Annotated in this window: 15 protein-coding genes and 2 tRNA genes; 7 read left to right on the forward strand and 10 right to left on the reverse strand. The window is 57.6% G+C overall.

Annotated features, from left to right (window positions below):
• Positions 1 to 44: 44 nt before the first annotated feature.
• Positions 45 to 761, forward strand: coding sequence for an SDR family oxidoreductase (locus RAE04_RS09730; protein WP_317027235.1), 717 nt, complete (start codon positions 45 to 47; stop codon positions 759 to 761).
• Between the two features lie 75 nt (positions 762 to 836).
• Entirely contained in the window at positions 837 to 1,616 is a 780-nt protein-coding gene (locus RAE04_RS09735) for a GntR family transcriptional regulator (RefSeq protein WP_317027236.1), read from the forward strand.
• On the opposite strand, the gene pepN is transcribed toward RAE04_RS09735, so the two are convergent.
• Positions 1,613 to 4,129, reverse strand: coding sequence for an aminopeptidase N (gene pepN, locus RAE04_RS09740; RefSeq protein WP_317027237.1), 2,517 nt, complete (start codon positions 4,127 to 4,129; stop codon positions 1,613 to 1,615). The genes RAE04_RS09735 and pepN overlap by 4 nt on opposite strands.
• Positions 4,130 to 4,226: 97 nt before the next feature.
• Between pepN and RAE04_RS09745 the strand changes: the two genes are divergently transcribed.
• Positions 4,227 to 4,850 (forward strand): disulfide bond formation protein DsbA, encoded by a 624-nt coding sequence (locus RAE04_RS09745; protein WP_317027238.1) that lies wholly within the window; start codon positions 4,227 to 4,229, stop codon positions 4,848 to 4,850.
• Here RAE04_RS09745 and RAE04_RS09750 read toward each other — a convergent pair.
• A complete protein-coding gene (locus tag RAE04_RS09750; protein WP_317027239.1) occupies positions 4,847 to 5,251 on the reverse strand; it encodes an MFS transporter in 405 nt (134 codons plus the stop codon). The two genes, RAE04_RS09745 and RAE04_RS09750, sit on opposite strands and share 4 nt — an antisense overlap.
• Positions 5,252 to 5,367: 116 nt before the next feature.
• Here RAE04_RS09750 and RAE04_RS09755 point away from each other — a divergent pair, with 116 nt between their 5' ends.
• A complete protein-coding gene (locus RAE04_RS09755) occupies positions 5,368 to 5,841 on the forward strand; it encodes a ribose-5-phosphate isomerase (RefSeq protein ID WP_284788850.1) in 474 nt (157 codons plus the stop codon).
• An 86-nt stretch (positions 5,842 to 5,927) separates the two neighbouring features.
• On the opposite strand, the gene RAE04_RS09760 is transcribed toward RAE04_RS09755, so the two are convergent.
• The 4 genes from RAE04_RS09760 to RAE04_RS09775 all read right to left on the reverse strand — a co-directional run bounded on the left by RAE04_RS09760 (position 5,928) and on the right by RAE04_RS09775 (position 8,477).
• Positions 5,928 to 6,761: an aldo/keto reductase gene (locus RAE04_RS09760; RefSeq protein WP_308572223.1), complete on the reverse strand. Its 834-nt coding sequence runs from the start codon at positions 6,759 to 6,761 to the stop codon at positions 5,928 to 5,930.
• A gap of 18 nt (positions 6,762 to 6,779) precedes the next feature.
• Positions 6,780 to 7,412, reverse strand: coding sequence for a hypothetical protein (locus tag RAE04_RS09765; RefSeq protein ID WP_239273972.1), 633 nt, complete (start codon positions 7,410 to 7,412; stop codon positions 6,780 to 6,782).
• A gap of 180 nt (positions 7,413 to 7,592) precedes the next feature.
• Entirely contained in the window at positions 7,593 to 8,285 is a 693-nt protein-coding gene (locus tag RAE04_RS09770) for a nitroreductase (RefSeq protein WP_198491947.1), read from the reverse strand.
• 117 nt (positions 8,286 to 8,402) lie between these two features.
• Positions 8,403 to 8,477: transfer RNA gene (locus RAE04_RS09775), tRNA-Gly, on the reverse strand.
• Positions 8,478 to 8,599: 122 nt separating this feature from the next.
• Between RAE04_RS09775 and RAE04_RS09780 the strand changes: the two genes are divergently transcribed.
• The 3 genes from RAE04_RS09780 to tig all read left to right on the forward strand — a co-directional run bounded on the left by RAE04_RS09780 (position 8,600) and on the right by tig (position 11,087).
• Complete coding sequence (locus RAE04_RS09780; protein WP_269953613.1) at positions 8,600 to 9,430, forward strand: DUF1542 domain-containing protein; 831 nt, start codon at positions 8,600 to 8,602, stop codon at positions 9,428 to 9,430.
• A 134-nt stretch (positions 9,431 to 9,564) separates the two neighbouring features.
• Positions 9,565 to 9,638 (forward strand) — tRNA-Pro (locus RAE04_RS09785).
• 90 nt (positions 9,639 to 9,728) lie between these two features.
• Positions 9,729 to 11,087: a trigger factor gene (gene tig / locus RAE04_RS09790; RefSeq protein WP_005324044.1), complete on the forward strand. Its 1,359-nt coding sequence runs from the start codon at positions 9,729 to 9,731 to the stop codon at positions 11,085 to 11,087.
• Positions 11,088 to 11,265: 178 nt separating this feature from the next.
• Here tig and RAE04_RS09795 read toward each other — a convergent pair whose 3' ends face one another.
• The 4 genes from RAE04_RS09795 to nrdE are packed head-to-tail and all read right to left on the reverse strand — an operon-like array spanning position 11,266 to position 15,416.
• Entirely contained in the window at positions 11,266 to 11,847 is a 582-nt protein-coding gene (locus RAE04_RS09795) for an NADPH-dependent FMN reductase (protein WP_005324045.1), read from the reverse strand.
• A gap of 39 nt (positions 11,848 to 11,886) precedes the next feature.
• Complete coding sequence (locus RAE04_RS09800) at positions 11,887 to 12,162, reverse strand: hypothetical protein (protein WP_152691224.1); 276 nt, start codon at positions 12,160 to 12,162, stop codon at positions 11,887 to 11,889.
• Entirely contained in the window at positions 12,143 to 13,168 is a 1,026-nt protein-coding gene (gene nrdF / locus RAE04_RS09805) for a class 1b ribonucleoside-diphosphate reductase subunit beta (protein ID WP_023020918.1), read from the reverse strand. The genes RAE04_RS09800 and nrdF overlap by 20 nt, the downstream gene beginning before the upstream one ends.
• Before the next feature lie 52 nt (positions 13,169 to 13,220).
• The gene (gene nrdE, locus RAE04_RS09810; protein ID WP_005324048.1) at positions 13,221 to 15,416 is read right to left on the reverse strand and encodes a class 1b ribonucleoside-diphosphate reductase subunit alpha; all 2,196 of its coding nucleotides are present in this window, start codon (positions 15,414 to 15,416) and stop codon (positions 13,221 to 13,223) included.
• Positions 15,417 to 15,430: the final 14 nt, after the last annotated feature.

Genomic DNA, 15,430 nt, shown 5'->3' on the forward strand with positions numbered 1-15,430 from the left:
TGCGGTGCGGCGCTGAAAGCAAAGGATCCCTATGATGGGGCGGCATGACTGATACAAAGAACGCCACCGCACCAGCACGCTCGGAGAGCGAAGCCCCGCAGAAGGTCGCCGTCGTCACCGGCGCTACCGGCGGCATGGGCCGCGAAATTATCGCTGACCTGGTCGGTGATTACCACGTGTACGCACTGGGACGGAGCGCGGCAGATCTGCCCGAAGCGGACTCCATTACTCCGATGGCCATCGACCTCGTCGCCGGCCTCGATGAAGGCATGAAGCTGCCGGAGCTAGACCGCGTGGACGTGCTCGTCCACGCTGCAGCACGGGCTACCAAGTACTCCGTGGAGGAGGCCACGCCGGAAAATTGGCGCGCGCACATGGACCTCAACGTGCACGCCCCTGCTGAGCTGACCCGCACCTTGCTGCCGCAGCTGCGCAAAGCGGAAGGCACCGTGGTCTTTATTAACTCCGGCGCTGGACGCCACAGCTACGGCGATAACGTCATCTACGCGGCGACCAAGCACGCGTTGTATGCGCTCGCCGATGGACTGCGCATCTCTGAGCCGGGGATCCGAGTATCCACCGTGGCTCCGGGGCCTACCGATACCCCGATGCTTAAGGGACTACAGGATTATGATCCCTCCCAGGTTATTGCCCCGGCTGAGGTGGCTCGTGCCATTCGTACCGTGGTAGAGGCAGGCCCCACCACCCAGCTGACGGAAATCCAGGTCAGGCCGCGAATCGAGCTACATCTGCGCAAGTAGGAACGCAAGTGGTGGTAATGGACATCACACATTAATGGGGTTGGTTTCTAGGGGTGTCCATTACACTCGGGGGCTGTGAATTCCCAAAGCCGAAAGCGGCCCGCCTATCTCCGTATCTCGGATGCCCTACGCGACAAGATCGAACGCAATGAATTAGAACCCGGTCAGCGTTTTCCTACCGAACGCGAATTGGTCCGAGAATTCCATGTTGCGCGCATGACCGTGCGCCATGCTTTAGACATTTTGGAAGTAGAAGGCCTCATTGACCGCCGCCGCGGGCGCAGTGGCGGCACCTATGTGCGCACGGTTCCCCCTACACTGAGCCTGACCAATAAGGACAATATTGTCACCCAGCTGCGCGAGCGCGGGCACGACACCGCCGTGCGCGTGGTCTCCGTTAACAAAGCCCACGTGCCCAAGCACGTGGCAGCGGTTCTAGGGGTTAGCGATTCCACCTTTGCGTGGGATATCAAGCGCCTCTATACCGTTGATGGCAAGCCCATCATCCTTTCGCGCTACACCATTCCGGTAGATATGGCTCCCGATCTCAATCAGCACGATCTGCGCGAGCCCATTATGGAAATCCTGGCTGGCTATAACCTCAAGCCCGTCTTTAATCGCGAGAGTATGAGTGCCGCTACCGCTCGCACCGAAGAACAGAAACTCCTGCACGTGAGTCGGTCGCACCCGCTGCTTCGGTTTGTGCGGCTGCTGAAGAATAAGTCGGGCGCGGTCTTTGCCTATATTGAAGAGTCGCTGCGCTCTGATATCGCCAACGTAGAAGTGGTCTTGGGCGAGGATCCCGCACCGCGACCCCTACCTGAGAAGGGAAGCGGCGCTGGGAAGCCGGCCTAGCTAGCGTCTACCTGCCGGTTGCGCAGCGCCCGGGCTACGCGGTCACGCTGCTCGGTAATCGTACGGCGCAGACCACCCGGCAGCTCCTTCTTCAAGAAGGCATCGGCGCGGTCCAGACCTTTCTGCGTGATATCCCAGGAAGGGAAGAGACCCGTCACGGTGGTTAGCGCCACCTCGGAGGATTGGGAAGACCACACCTTTTCCGCGATGTCGAAGAACTCTGCGGTGGGCAGGAACTCATCGCTATGCGGGTAGAGCAGGCCTTCCAGCTTGGAAGTGAGCTCGCGGTTGGTGAGATTTCCCGCCACGATTTCTTCCCATACCGCGCGCTTGTTCTCAGCGGTTGCCACGGCTGCGCGGGCACGCAGGGAAGAGTAGTAGCCGGTGGCGGAATTATCGCGCTCGAGTTGCGCATCCGTGGCAGCAGCGACGTCCTCTACCGCGCCATCGGCGGCGAGTGCCGCCAGTGCGGACCAGCGCAGCCCCGCATCCTCGGAGGACTCGAGCACGCCCCGCAGGTACTCGCGCGCGCTATCATGCAGGCGAATCTTCGCCAGCGCTTGGGTGCAGATGATGGAGCGCTGGGCATCGGGGCTGTGGGCGCCGTCGAGGAGGGCGTCGGCAAGCAGGGTGCTCTGAGTGGCCCACTGTGGATCGGCATAGTTCTTCAGCGCGCTAGAGGCCTGCAGGACAATGCGCTCGAGGACTGCAAGCTCGGTTTCGGCCTGCATGCCGCGAGCTACCAGCTGGATGAAATCGCGGGCGCGCATAGTGCCGGCGCGGGTCATCTCCCAGGCGGTAGACCAGCACAGGGTGCGGGCCATGGGATCGGCAAACTTATCAATATTATCCAGTAGGAATTGCAGGGAACCCGCGTCCAGATCGATGAGGCAATAAGTCAGGTCATCGTCATTGGGCAGCAAGAAATCGATATCGGCTAATGGGCGGCCAATGAGCTCAGGAATCTCGGTGGAGGCGCCATCAATATCCATCTCGATGCGATCGGTGCGCACCACCTGGCCTTCCTGCAGGTTGTAAAGGCCCACCGCTACGCGGTGGGTGCGCAAAGTATCGCCGCTCTGGGTGAGGTAAGCATGGGTAATCGCGCCGGATTCATCCGCATTGAGTGCCACGCTAAGCGTATTGATGCCCGAGGTCTTGAGCCACTGCTGCGCCCAGAAAGAAAGGTCGCGGCCGGAGGCCTCTTCTAGGTGGCGCAATAGATCATCAAAGGTGGCATTGCCCCACGCATGGGCGGCAAAGTGGCGGCGCACGCCAGCCAGGAAGTTGTCGCGGCCGACATAAGCCTGCAGCTGCTTGAGCACCGAAGCACCCTTGGCATAGGTGATGCCATCGAAGTTTTGCTCCACCGTTTCGATATCGCTGGCATCGGTGGAAATCGGGTGGGTGGTCGGCAGCTGATCCTGCTGATAGGCCCAGGATTTTTCCACATTGGCAAAGGTCACCCACGCGGTATCATATTCGGTTTCCTCCGCCTGGGAGATGGCGGCGGACCAAGTGGCGAAGGACTCGTTGAGCCACAGATCGTCCCACCACTGCATGGTGACCAAGTCACCGAACCACATATGCGCCAGTTCGTGCAGGACGGTATCTGCGCGGCGCTCATACTTATAGTGCGTGGCCTGGGAAGCAAAGACGTACTCATCGCGGATGGTGACGCAGCCGGCATTTTCCATCGCGCCGGCATTGAACTCCGGCACGAAAATCTGGTCGTATTTGCCAAAGGGGTAGGGGAAACCAAAATTGCGGTGGTAGAAATCAAAGCCCTGCTTAGTCTCAGTAAATAGGCGCTCGGCATCCAGCGCGTGGGCGAGCGAAGACCGGCAGTAAATGCCAAGTGGCACCTCGAGCTTCTGGGCCGGCTTGCCCTCTGGGTGCGCGGTCAGCTCGCCGCGCCAGGTATCGGTGACCTCGTGGTATGGGCCGGCGCACAGGGCCACCAGGTAGGTCGATAGTGGATAGTCAATAGCCGTGCTGGCTACATCGCCTTCCCAGCGCATCGGGCCATTGCTGATGATGGTCCACTCTTCGGGCGCCTTGAAATGCAGCGCGTAGGTGGCCTTCATATCCGGCTGATCAAAGCAGGCGAATACGCGCTTGGCGTCGGCGGTTTCAAACTGGGTATAAAGGTAGACCTTCTCATCGGCGGGGTCGACAAAACGGTGCAGGCCCTCGCCGGTGCGGGAATACGGGATCTTGGCGGTGACTTCTAGCGTGTAGTCGGCTACCTGGAGGCCAGACAGTGGAATGCCGTAGGTGGGGTTATAGGAATTCGTGGGCAGTGGGTTTCCGTTGAGGCGCACCTCATGGATTTCCTCGGCGCGCAGATCTATGAAGGTGGAGCCGATCTCTCGCGAGGTAAAGCTCACCTTCGTGGTGGACAGGAAGTGGGTATCCGAATACTTGAGGTCTAAAGTGACATCATAGTGGTGCACCTCGATCATTCGGGAGCGCTGATCCGCTTCCTCGCGAGTCAGGTTTATTGAGGTCATAGCCTATATTCTCCTTCTAAGCCGAAAATAGTTCTGCATCCACAGTAGTCGCGCACCTAGGCTGGTGGGGCAAACTTTTTCGATCCAAGGAGTATTGATGGCTGACGCAGTAAAGTTCTGGTTCGACGTATCCTGCCCCTTCGCTTGGGCGACCTCGCGCTGGATTAAGGAAGTGGAAAAGGTACGCGACATTGAGGTGGAGTTCGAGCCAATGTCCCTGTCCGTGCTCAATGACGGACGCGATCTGGACCCCACCTACATGGACATGATGAAGGCTAACTGGGGCCCGGCCCGCGTGTTTGCCAAGGTCAAGGCCGAGCGCCCTGAGAAGGTAGACGAGCTCTACACCGCGATGGGCACCCTGGTTCACGCCAAGGGCAATGGCGGGCGCACCGGCTTTGGCGCCTATGATGACATCATCGCCCAGGCCCTAGCGGAGGTGGACCTGCCGGCCGAGTTCGCTGAGGTAGCCAATAGCGAGGACTATGACGAGAAGCTGCGCGAATACCACCACAACGGTATTTCTTCCGTGGGCGATGAGGTGGGCACCCCGGTTATCAAGCTGGGTGATACTGCGTTTTTCGGCCCAGTCATTACCCGCATCCCTACCGGGGAAGAAGCAGGCGCGCTTTTCGACGCCTCCCTGCGCCTTGCCCAGTACCCTTACTTCTTCGAACTCAAGCGCTCCCGCACCGAGATGCCGCAGATGGAGGAGAACTAAGTGTCTTTCTTTTGTCGGCGCAGCTGAATCGCGGCGCCGACGCACAGCGCGATGGTCAGCGGGGTCAAGATGAAGGCCGGCAGACCTGCGATATTGATAGAGGGAAGTTCCATGCCGGCCTGGAAGTCCTCCCACGCAACAAGTGCCCAGGAAGCCCACGAAGCACCGGCGAGAAGCGCGATAATGCCGGCCGCAATTGCGCCCCCGTTGGCCCGCGGATTCCCGCGCACCTTCTGCGCAATCCAAAACACTCCCAGGCCTAGGTGAGCCAAAGTGGCAAGAATGCTCGCGATAAGCGGGAGGAGGAAGCCTCCGGCGCCGGAAACCTGCACGCCAAGCAGGATGATGCAGGCGAGAAGACTCCCGCCGTAGAGCGCGAGAGCCGGCCTTGTTATAGGCATGGCTTTCCTCCTTCATAGCGATGGTGGCCGTCCGCGAGCTTATCAGGAAAATGTAATGCGAAACAGGGTGGGCGCTAAGCCTCCTCAAGGCGCGCTGGGCCGGTAGGATATGGGCCATGCGCGTATATCTAGGAGCAGACCACGCAGGTTTCGAAACCAAGAACCTGATCGTTGAACACCTCACCAAGCAGGGCCACGAAGTCATTGACTGCGGCGCCCATACCTACGATGCCGAGGATGATTACCCGGCATTTTGTATCGAAGCGGCACAACGCACCGTCAATGACCCAGGTTCCCTGGGCATCGTGCTTGGCGGCTCCGGCAACGGCGAGCAGATTGCCGCCAATAAGGTCAAGGGTGCCCGCTGCGCACTGGCCTGGTCTGCAGAGACCGCACGCCTTGCCCGCGAGCACAACAATGCCCAGCTCATCGGCATCGGTGGCCGCATGCACACCGAGGAGCAGGCACTGGAAATCGTCGACGCCTTCCTAGACCAAGAATGGTCCCGCGCGGAGCGTCACCAGCGTCGCATCGACATCTTGGCGGAATACGAGCGCACCGGCATCGCCCCAGAGCTGCCAGAGGCCTAAGCCACGCAGAATAAGCGCCGCGGACCAAAGCTGGTTCCGCGGCGCTTTTGTGTACGCACTGGTCGGCTCGGCCGAGGCGCTAAGGCTTAGGCATCATTCATGTCATTCGGGTGCGGACCACCGCGCCCCTCTTCGCCCTCATCCAGGGCGGTGATGGCAGCCATCTCGTCCTCGGTGAGCTCAAAGCCGAAGACGTCGAAGTTCTCCGCGATGCGCGAGGGGGTAGCTGACTTGGGGAAGAGGATCACGCCGTTTTGCAAGTGCCAGCGGATGACGACCTGCGCCGGGCTGACATCGTGCGCCGCAGCGGCGTCGGTGACCTCGGGGGCCTCCAAGATATCGCTCTTTCCCTGGCCCAGCGGGCCCCACGCCTCGATAGTGACGGTGTGGGCGCGGAAGGCATCAAGCTCACGCCAGCGCTGCAAATAAGGGTGAAGCTCAACCTGATTGACCGCCGGCTTGACGTCGGTCTTGAGCTCCAGCTGCTCCAAGTGTTCCAGCTCGAAGTTGGAGACGCCGATGGACTTTGCCTTGCCTTGCTTCTGCAACTCAATGAGTTGCTTCCACGCCTCGACGTAGGTTCCCTTCGCCGGGGTAGGCCAGTGGATAAGGTAAAGATCCACATACTCTAGGTCGAGCTTGTCCAAAGACTCATCAAGTGCTGCGGCGGCATCGGTCTGGCGGTCATTCCACAGCTTGGTGGTGACAAAAAGTTCCTCGCGCGGGATGCCGGACTTGGCAATTGCCCGGCCCACGCCTTCCTCGTTGCCATAGATAGCGGCGGTATCGATATGTCGATAGCCCACGCGCAGGGCCTCGGCTACCAGCTCTTCGGTCTTATCCGGATCCATCTGGAATACGCCGAAGCCAAGCTGCGGGATGGTATTGCCATCATTAAGGGTGATGTTAGGTACGCTCATGCGCCCCAGACTACCTGCCTACTGCAGCGGGCCGAGCGTGATGAATTTATTCCACGTCTCCCACTCGTCCTGTAGGCGGGCACGCTCATGGGGTGGGGTAGCGGTGCCGTCGATAAGCGCGGCATCTATCATGCGCACGCCATTGTCAAAGAACAACGCGGCGTGCCCCGAGGCACCATGGCGCAGTACCGGAACCAAGTTCAACCCATCGAAGGACAGGCGCGCATTGGGCCGCACATCCAGCCCCGCAATGGCGGCGAGGGTGGGAGCCAAATCAATAGGGGAGACTAGCTCGTTATTTTCCCCGCTTTCCGCCACACCTGGCCACAGTACCGACATCGGGGCATTTCCACCTAGCAGGGAGCAGACAGCAATGACGCCTTCAACCTGATCGAGTTCCTCCAGGCTGGGCTGTTCAAGTAGGCGGAAGACATCGTCACCGGCAGGGTCCGTGTCTTCACGCACCTCATAGCCCACCCCAGCAAAAACCTCACTGATGCGCGTGGTGGCTTGGCGCTGTGGGTACTGCCCAGTCAGGGTACCGCGGCGGGAATCCGCATAGGTTTCCGAAGGTACCCACGTGTTATTAAAACGAACGCCGCGCAGTGCGGTCTCCGGCGCATGGTCAAAGGTCGCAAGAGTGATATCCATGGATTCAATTCTAGGCTTGCCGACGCCCCCTTCGACGAACTTCGCTTAGTGATATCGGTGAGCGGACGCTCGCCGAGACGATTCAACGATTTCGTCCCTATAAATCGCCTATTTCGTCGACGGTCGCGGTGGTTTAGATGGACGAAATCGTTGAAAGTAGCTTCCTAAGGGGAGCTGGCGCTATTCGAGCTCCAGGCCCTCAATGCCGTGCACCGTCACGGTCTCTGACAGCGGCGCGCGGCCCGGAGCCGTATTAAAGACTGGGCTAGATTCATCGGCCGTTCCAAAGGTGATGGCGGCGACCAGCTTGTAGTCCTCGTCCACGCCGAGGAATTCGCGTGCGGTTGGCGCAATCAAGGAAATCATGCCCTGTGGGATGCCGTGATAGCCGTGTGCTTCCAAGGAAAGCAAGAAGTTTTCGGCGTAGGTTCCTTGGTCAAAGGCGGCACGGACGCGGTCGCCCATCGGTGGGATAAAAAGAAGTGCCGCATGCGGCGCGCCGAAGAAGCGCAGGTTTTCGCGGACGAACTCCACGCGGCCTTCTTTATCCTCGCGCTTAATGCCAAGCAGCCCGTACATTTTGGCGGCCAGTTCTTGGGAACGCTGGGGATGGATGCCCTCACCATAATCGGTGGTGAAGTCCGGGCTGAGGCCGTTGGTGTCGAATTCCTTAATCAGCGCCGCGCTGAGCTCCTTGAGCTTTTCTCCGCCCACCACGTGGACGTTCCACGGCTGGGTATTGGAGTTGGACGGTGCGGATTGAGCGTCCTCCAAAACCTGTTTGATGTCTTCCACCGGCATGGGCTCCGGCAGGAATGCGCGGGGAGAGTGGCGATTGCGGATAAATTCGGAATACTTATTGGTTGAAGTCATGCGCGCCACTGTATACATTGCCGCATGCGTCCACCTTAAACCAAGTGTGGCCAGCGCAGATGAGTAGGGCCGGGGAAGTAAAACGAAAAATCGCCCACCTGAAAGATGGGCGAGACGTGGAGGGAATGACGGGAATCGAACCCGCGTCTTCAGCTTGGAAGGCTGAGGTATTAGCCACTATACGACATTCCCACAGCGCGCTATTGAAACGCTGCGCCATACTTTAGCGCATGCGGCGGCAAAAATGAAAATAGGGAACTAGGGTAGCGCTTGAGCCGTTGTTATAAGCAGAACAGCCCTACCAATAGAAGGCGATGATCATAGTGGAAATTTTGCTCCTTGTGCTGGCAGTGGGCGGAGGTGCGTGGTTTATGTCCTCGCGCAACTCTCAAAAGCGCCGCGAGGAACGAGAAGCACAGCAATTGGCCGATGCACAAGCTGATGCTCGCCGGTGGATTGAACGCCTGGGTGGACAGGTAATGCAGATTTCTGGCACCGATTCTGCCTCCCAGCAGGCAATGGCCGATGCATCCGAGCGCTTTACTGCGGCTAACTCAGCAATTTCGCGCGCCACTACTGCAAAGCAGGCGAACCTCGCGCGTGAATCCGCCTTGGAAGGCATGCATTATGTGAATGCGGCGCGCGAGATTATGGGCATGAACCCGGGCCCAGAGTTGCCACCGCTCGAGGGGCAGCGCGCCGCCGGCAAGGTAACAGAAAAGCGCACCGTGGAAGCGAATGGTCAGCAGATTACTGCTTCGCCGTACGCCTCCGCGGATACCCCGAACTACTACCCAGGCGGAACCGTCGCAGGGCGCCCAGTTCCGGCAGGGTGGTACTCGCGTCCGTGGTGGGCTGATGCATTGCAGACCGGCGTGTGGATGGTTGGCTACTCCATGATGTTTAATGCCCTGTTCTCCGGTATGTCTGGCATTGGTTATTCCGCGGCCGCTGCCGAAAGCGGCGACTGGGGTGGCGGTGATGGCATGGGCGATGCTGGCGACATGGGTGGTGACGCTGGCGATGCTGGCGACACCGGTGACATGGGTGGCGGCGATGACGGTGGCGGCCTGTTTGATGGCCTTGGCGATGGCGATGGCGGTGGATTCTTTGACGGAATGTTTGATTTCGATTTCGATTTCTAGCCGCTAGTCTGTCAAAATCGTCTTCTGTGCTGCGTTGATTCCATTAAGTGGGGGTCCGTTTAGGAGATTTAAAACGGACACGGTACACTGTCTCAGGTATGCAACGCAGCCAAGGTAACTTGGTGGCCTACATACGGGGCGTGGCGCAGTTTGGTAGCGCACCTGCTTTGGGAGCAGGGGGTCGCAGGTTCAAATCCTGTCGCCCCGACGTATGGGGGTCTGGAAATGCCCTAATAAGGATTTCCGGACCCCCTTTAAGTTTATGTACGTAAAACAATGAAGCCAGGGAGATTCACTCGTGAAGACCACCGTAGACAAGCTGAGCGATACCCGCGTTAAGCTCACCGTCAACGTTCCGTTTGCGGAGCTGGACCAGGAAATCGATCAAGCTTACGCGGCAATCGCGCAGCAGGTTTCTATTCCAGGTTTCCGTAAGGGCAAGGCACCGCGCCAGCTTATTGACGCTCGCTTCGGCCGCGGCCCCATCCTGGAGCAGGTTGTCAATGACATGCTGCCTTCCCGTTACGAGCAGGCAGTCAAGGAAAACGATCTGAAGGTCATCGGCCAGCCGGACGTTGATATTTCCAAGATTGAGGACAAGGACTTCGTGGAGTTCACCGCAGAGGTTGATATCCGCCCTGAGTTCGAGATTCCGGACTTCTCCAAGATCTCCGTTACCGTCCCAGCCCTAAAGGCTGACGAAGAGGACGTCGACAAGGCTCTGGAGGAGCTGGCAGAGCGCTTTGGTGAGCTCAAGGACACCAAGCGCAAGATGAAGACCGGCGACTACGCCATCATCGACATTACCGCTGAAATTGACGGCGAGAAGATCGAAGACGCTTCCACCGAGGGTCTGTCTTACCGTATCGGCGATGATGACCTCATCAAGGGTCTGGACACTGCACTGCGCGGCATGAAGACCGGTGAGGATAACGAGTTCACCTCTACCATCCAGTCCGGTGAGCACAAGGACGAAGAGGCCACCATCAAGGTCCATGTCCAGCAGTCCAAGGAGCGCAAGCTGCCGGCTATGGACGATGAGTTTGCTCAGATGGCTTCCGAGTTCGACACCATGGACGAGCTGCGTGAATCCACCAAGACCCAGGTGGAGGAGACCAAGAAGGCTGAACAGGCTGCACAGATCCGCGATGAGGTTCTGAAGTCCGCACTGTCCGAGGTTGAATTCGAACTGCCGCAGTCCGTAGTGGACGAGCAGGCTCACTCCCAGCTGCACCAGATCCTGGGCCAGCTGGCTCACGATGAGAAGGCACTGGCTCAGCTGCTTGAGGCACAGGGCACCTCCCGCGAGGAGTTTGATAAGCAGACTCGCGAGCAGGCAGAAGAGTCCGTGCGCACCCAGCTGTTCCTTGACGCTGTAGCAGAGAAGGAAGAGCCGGAAGTTTCCCAGCAGGAGCTGACCGACCACATCCTGTTCACCGCTCAGTCCTACGGCATGGACCCGAACCAGTTCATCCAGCAGCTGCAGTCCAACGGCCAGATCGCAAACCTCTTCTCTGACGTGCGCCGTGGCAAGGCACTGGCTGCCGCTATCTGCCGCACCACCGTCAAGGATGAAGAGGGCAATGACGTAGACGTTGACCAGTACTTCGGTGAAATCGAAGAAGAGGACGCTGCAGAAGCTTCCGAGGAGAAGTAATCTCCCACTTGTAACGCGCTGCTGCCACATGTGTGGTGGCGAGCGCGCATGAAACCCCGGATTCAGGTAACTCAAGGATGAGCCTGAATCCGGGGTTTGTGTCATTGTGGACGCCCTCTAGGAGTCTTTGAGTACTTCGAAGAGGGCGTGATGTGATGTGTGTTGGCTGGGGATACCGCTAGCCGTTCTTGGCTCTAAAGGCCTCGTCGGTCAACTGCAGGAAGCGCATAACGTAATCCTTGACAAAGTCTGCGGTACGTTGATTGAGATGTCCGGACTCTTCGAAAAGGGTGGGGGATTGGCCCAGAAATACTTCGGGCTGACCAGGGAGCGGCATGTCGAAGTAGGACAGAGCGAGGCGAAGGTTCTTCTGTGAACTGTAGCCGCCCATGCGGCCTACAGAGTGGCTAATGATACCTGCGGGAAGGTTCTTCCACGCCACATCTGAGTTGGGTTTAGAGCCGATGTCCACTGCGTTTTTGAGGCAGGCAGGGATAGTGCGGTTGTTCTCTGGCGTAATGAAGAGGATCCCGCTCGAGTTCTTGATGGTCTCGCGAAAGGTGGTGTACTCAGCCGGAGTGGGCTTGTCCGTGACGGCGGGGTCATCGTAGTCGAAGTCATAGAGCGGCAAGTCACGGATTTCCACGATGTTTGCCTCGTAGCCTTCAGGGATCATCGTGAGCACCTCGTGTGCAATCTTGCGTGCAAATGACTCTCGGCGCAGGCTGCCGACGATAACGCTGATACGTGGGGTGGTCATGGTAAACCTTCTTTCTTAGTTGGGTGTAGGGAGACGTGGTCAAGGGAGAAAAGGCTTGCAGCCAAAGGCCGGTGGTGGGCCGGCAGCGTGGGCGGCGGTGAGGAAGCCATCTACTTTGTTTCCTTCTTCATGGCGGAAGTACAGTTCGATGAGTCCTAGAAGCCCCCCGAGGACGGCCTCTCGTGCGGCGGATGTATTCAACAGCCGCATGGCTGCGGGTTGGTTTCCTTCGCGGATGGCTTCAAACAGCGCGATGGTCTCAAGCCAGCTTCCTTGGTCCGGTCGCGGAAAAGGTTTAGAAATCCCAGTCATCATCACTCGTTTCTTCAGCAGTACCAATGACATAGGAGGAACCAGATCCGGAGAAGAAGTCATGGTTCTCATCTGCTCCGGGGGCTAGGGCCGCGAGGATTTCTGGGTTCACTTCCGTTTCTTCGGGCGGGAAATAATCCGGGTAGCCCAAATTCATGAGTGCCTTATTGGCGTTATAGCGAACGAACACGGCTACATCATCCATGAGCCCCAAAGGCTCATATAGCTCGCCGGAATAGTCCAGCTCTAGTGCATAAAGCTCTTCGAGCAAAGAAATGGTGAAATCATGCATCTCCTTCTGCCGTAGCGGGGTCGTGGATTCCAGACCGCGCTGATATTTGTAACCCGAGTAGTAGCCGTGCACTGCCTTGTCACGCAGAATGAGGCGGATCATGTCTGCCGTATTTGTCAGGGTGGCGTGGACAGAAAAGTGCAAGGGAAGATAGAAACCCGCGTAGAGAAGCAGCGAGGAAAGCAACGTCGATGACACCTTGCGTTTGAGTGGATCCGGCCCAAAATAGTGCGCGAGAACTTTCTTAGCGCGTGCCTGGAGAAGGTCGTTATTCACCGCCCAGCGGTATGCTTCATCAATTTCCTTTGTACTGCTCAGGGTAGAAAACACTGAAGAGTATGAACGGGCATGGACTGACTGCATGAAGGCGATGTTGGTATACACGGCCTCCTCGTGTTCGGTGCGGGCATCTTGAATCTGACAGATTTCACCCACGGTGGCCTGGACAGTATCCAGGGTGGTGAGTCCCGTGAACACCCGCATGGTGAGGTTGCGTTCCTCGGGTGTCATCTTCTGCCACGCCGGGAGATCATTAGAAAGCGGGACCTTCTCTGGCAACCAAAAGTTGGCGGTTAGACGGTTCCACACTTCAAGATCCTTGTCATCGCTCACCCGGTTCCAATTGATGGCGCGGATGCGGGCTGAAGGATCATGCCGGTAGCTCGGCGGAGTAACTGAAATGCTGGTTAGTTCAGCACTATTCGATGTTGACGACATAGCTTCTTTCTTTCTGAGTGAATGGTTGTGGACAAGGGGGAGGACCGTGCTCCTACAAAGCACAGGAGACGCAGCCTTCGACCTCGGTTCCTTGGAGCGCGGATTGGCGTAAACGGATGTAGTAGAGGGTCTTGATTCCGGCTTTCCAGGCATAGATTTGTGCCTTGTTGATGTCCCGCGTGGTGGTATCAGCGGTAAAGAACAAGGTCAGGGAAAGCCCTTGGTCCACGTGTTGGGTGGCCATGGCGTAGGTGTCGATGATTTTTTCGTATCCCACGGCGTAGGAGTCATCGAAATACTCCAGGTTGTCGTTGGTCATTTCCGGCGCGGGGTAGTACACGCGCCCCAAGCGGCCTTCCTTGCGTATTTCAATTTTGGAGGCAATTGGGTGGATGGACGCGGTGGAGTCATTGATGTAGGAAATTGATCCAGTGGGTGGAACTGCCTGCAAGTAGGCGTTGTAGATGCCGTCTTGCATCACTTGATTCTTGAGCCGTAGCCAATCCTCGCGTTGAGGGATCTGCACGCCTGCTTCGTGGAAGAGCTGTTTTACGTGTTCAGTGGCTGGCGCCCAGTCTTGGTCGATGTATTTGTCAAAGTAGGCGCCAGTGGCATAGGTGGATTCTTCGAAGCCTGTGAATCGTTGACCTTTTTCAACCGCGAGTGCATGGGATGCGCGGAGCGCATGGTAGGTCACCGTGAGGAAATAGATATTTGTAAAGTCCAGTGCCTCGGCGCAGCCATAAGGAATACGCTGTGAAGCAAGGAAGCCGTGGAGATTCATTTGGCCCAGACCAATGGCATGCATGGAAGCATTTCCGTGAGCGATGGAGGGAACAGCTTCGATATTCGTCAGGTCTGAAACCTTCGTGAGGGCACGCACTGCGGTTTCGACGGTCTCCCCGAAGTCCGGCGATTCAAAAGCCTTCGCAATGTTGAGCGAACCTAGATTGCAGGAAATATCCTGGCCAACGGTGGTGTAGTCACCCGAAGCTCCGTAGGTCGATGGCGTGTTGACCTGGAGGATTTCGCTACACAGGTTGGACATATTGATATGTCCTTTGAGGGGATTAGCGCGGTTGACCGTATCCTCAAAGAGGATGTAGGGGTATCCGGATTCAAACTGAAGCTCAGCCAGCGTGGTGAAAAACTCGCGGGCCTTAATGGTCGTGTGAGAGATTCGCGGATTGGCAACCAGCTCGTCGTAGTACTCGGTGATGGACATGTCAGACATGGCTACGCCGTACTCGCGAGCGATGTCATACGGGCTAAAAAGATGCATATCCTTGTTCTCTTTGGCCAGACGGAAGGTTATATCTGGAATAACAACCCCCAGCGAAAGAGTCTTGATGCGGACTTTCTCATCGGCATTTTCCCGCTTGGTATCCAGGAAGCGAAGAATATCTGGATGGTGCGCATGCAGGTAGACGGCTCCAGCGCCCTGCCGGGAGCCCAATTGGTTGGCATAGCTGAAGCTATCTTCGAGAATCTTCATGACTGGGACTACGCCGGAAGCCTGGTTCTCAATCTTTTTGATCGGGGCTCCGGATTCGCGCAGATTGCTCAGCAACAGGGCCACTCCACCACCGCGCTTTGATAGTTGCAGTGCAGAGTTCACGCAGCGGCCAATGCTCTCCAAATTGTCTTCGATTCGCAGGAGGAAGCAGGAGACCATTTCGCCGCGCTGGGCTTTGCCTGCGTTGAGAAAAGTAGGGGTGGCGGGCTGGAAGCGTCCGGTCATGATGTCATCCACCAGCTTTTCTGCGAGCTCTTCGTCGCCCTGTGCAAGGTATAAAGCTGTGGTGGCGACGCGTTCTTCGTAGCCTTCTAGGAATCGGGAGCCATCAAAGGTTTTCAGTGCATATGAAGTGAAGAACTTAAATGCGCCGAGGAAGGTGCGGAACTGATGCTTAACTCGATGTGCTCTGTCGTACATGGCGCACAGAAAGGCGTCATCATAAAGCTCAAGGAAATCCCGCTCGTAGTACTCGTTATCAACCAACCATTCCAAGCGTTGCTTGGTGGAATCGAACTGATGCATGCGGGGAGCGACATGGTGCGTGACATAGTCTTGTGCTGCCTGAATGTCCTTGTCAAACTGGATTTTTCCAGAAGCGTCGAACAAGTTCAGCTGCGCGTTGAGTGCGTGGTAGCTCTTGCGCTTGCCGACACCGCCGGCATTGTCTGCTGAAGCGGTGCGGGGCGTAGCGCCAATAGTCTGTGTGGGGGTGGCATCAAGAGGCCACATTGTGTTTTCCAATC

Origin of the sequence: Corynebacterium sp. CTNIH16, from assembly GCF_032821655.1 — a bacterium.
Classification (GTDB): Bacteria; Actinomycetota; Actinomycetes; order Mycobacteriales; family Mycobacteriaceae; genus Corynebacterium; species Corynebacterium marquesiae.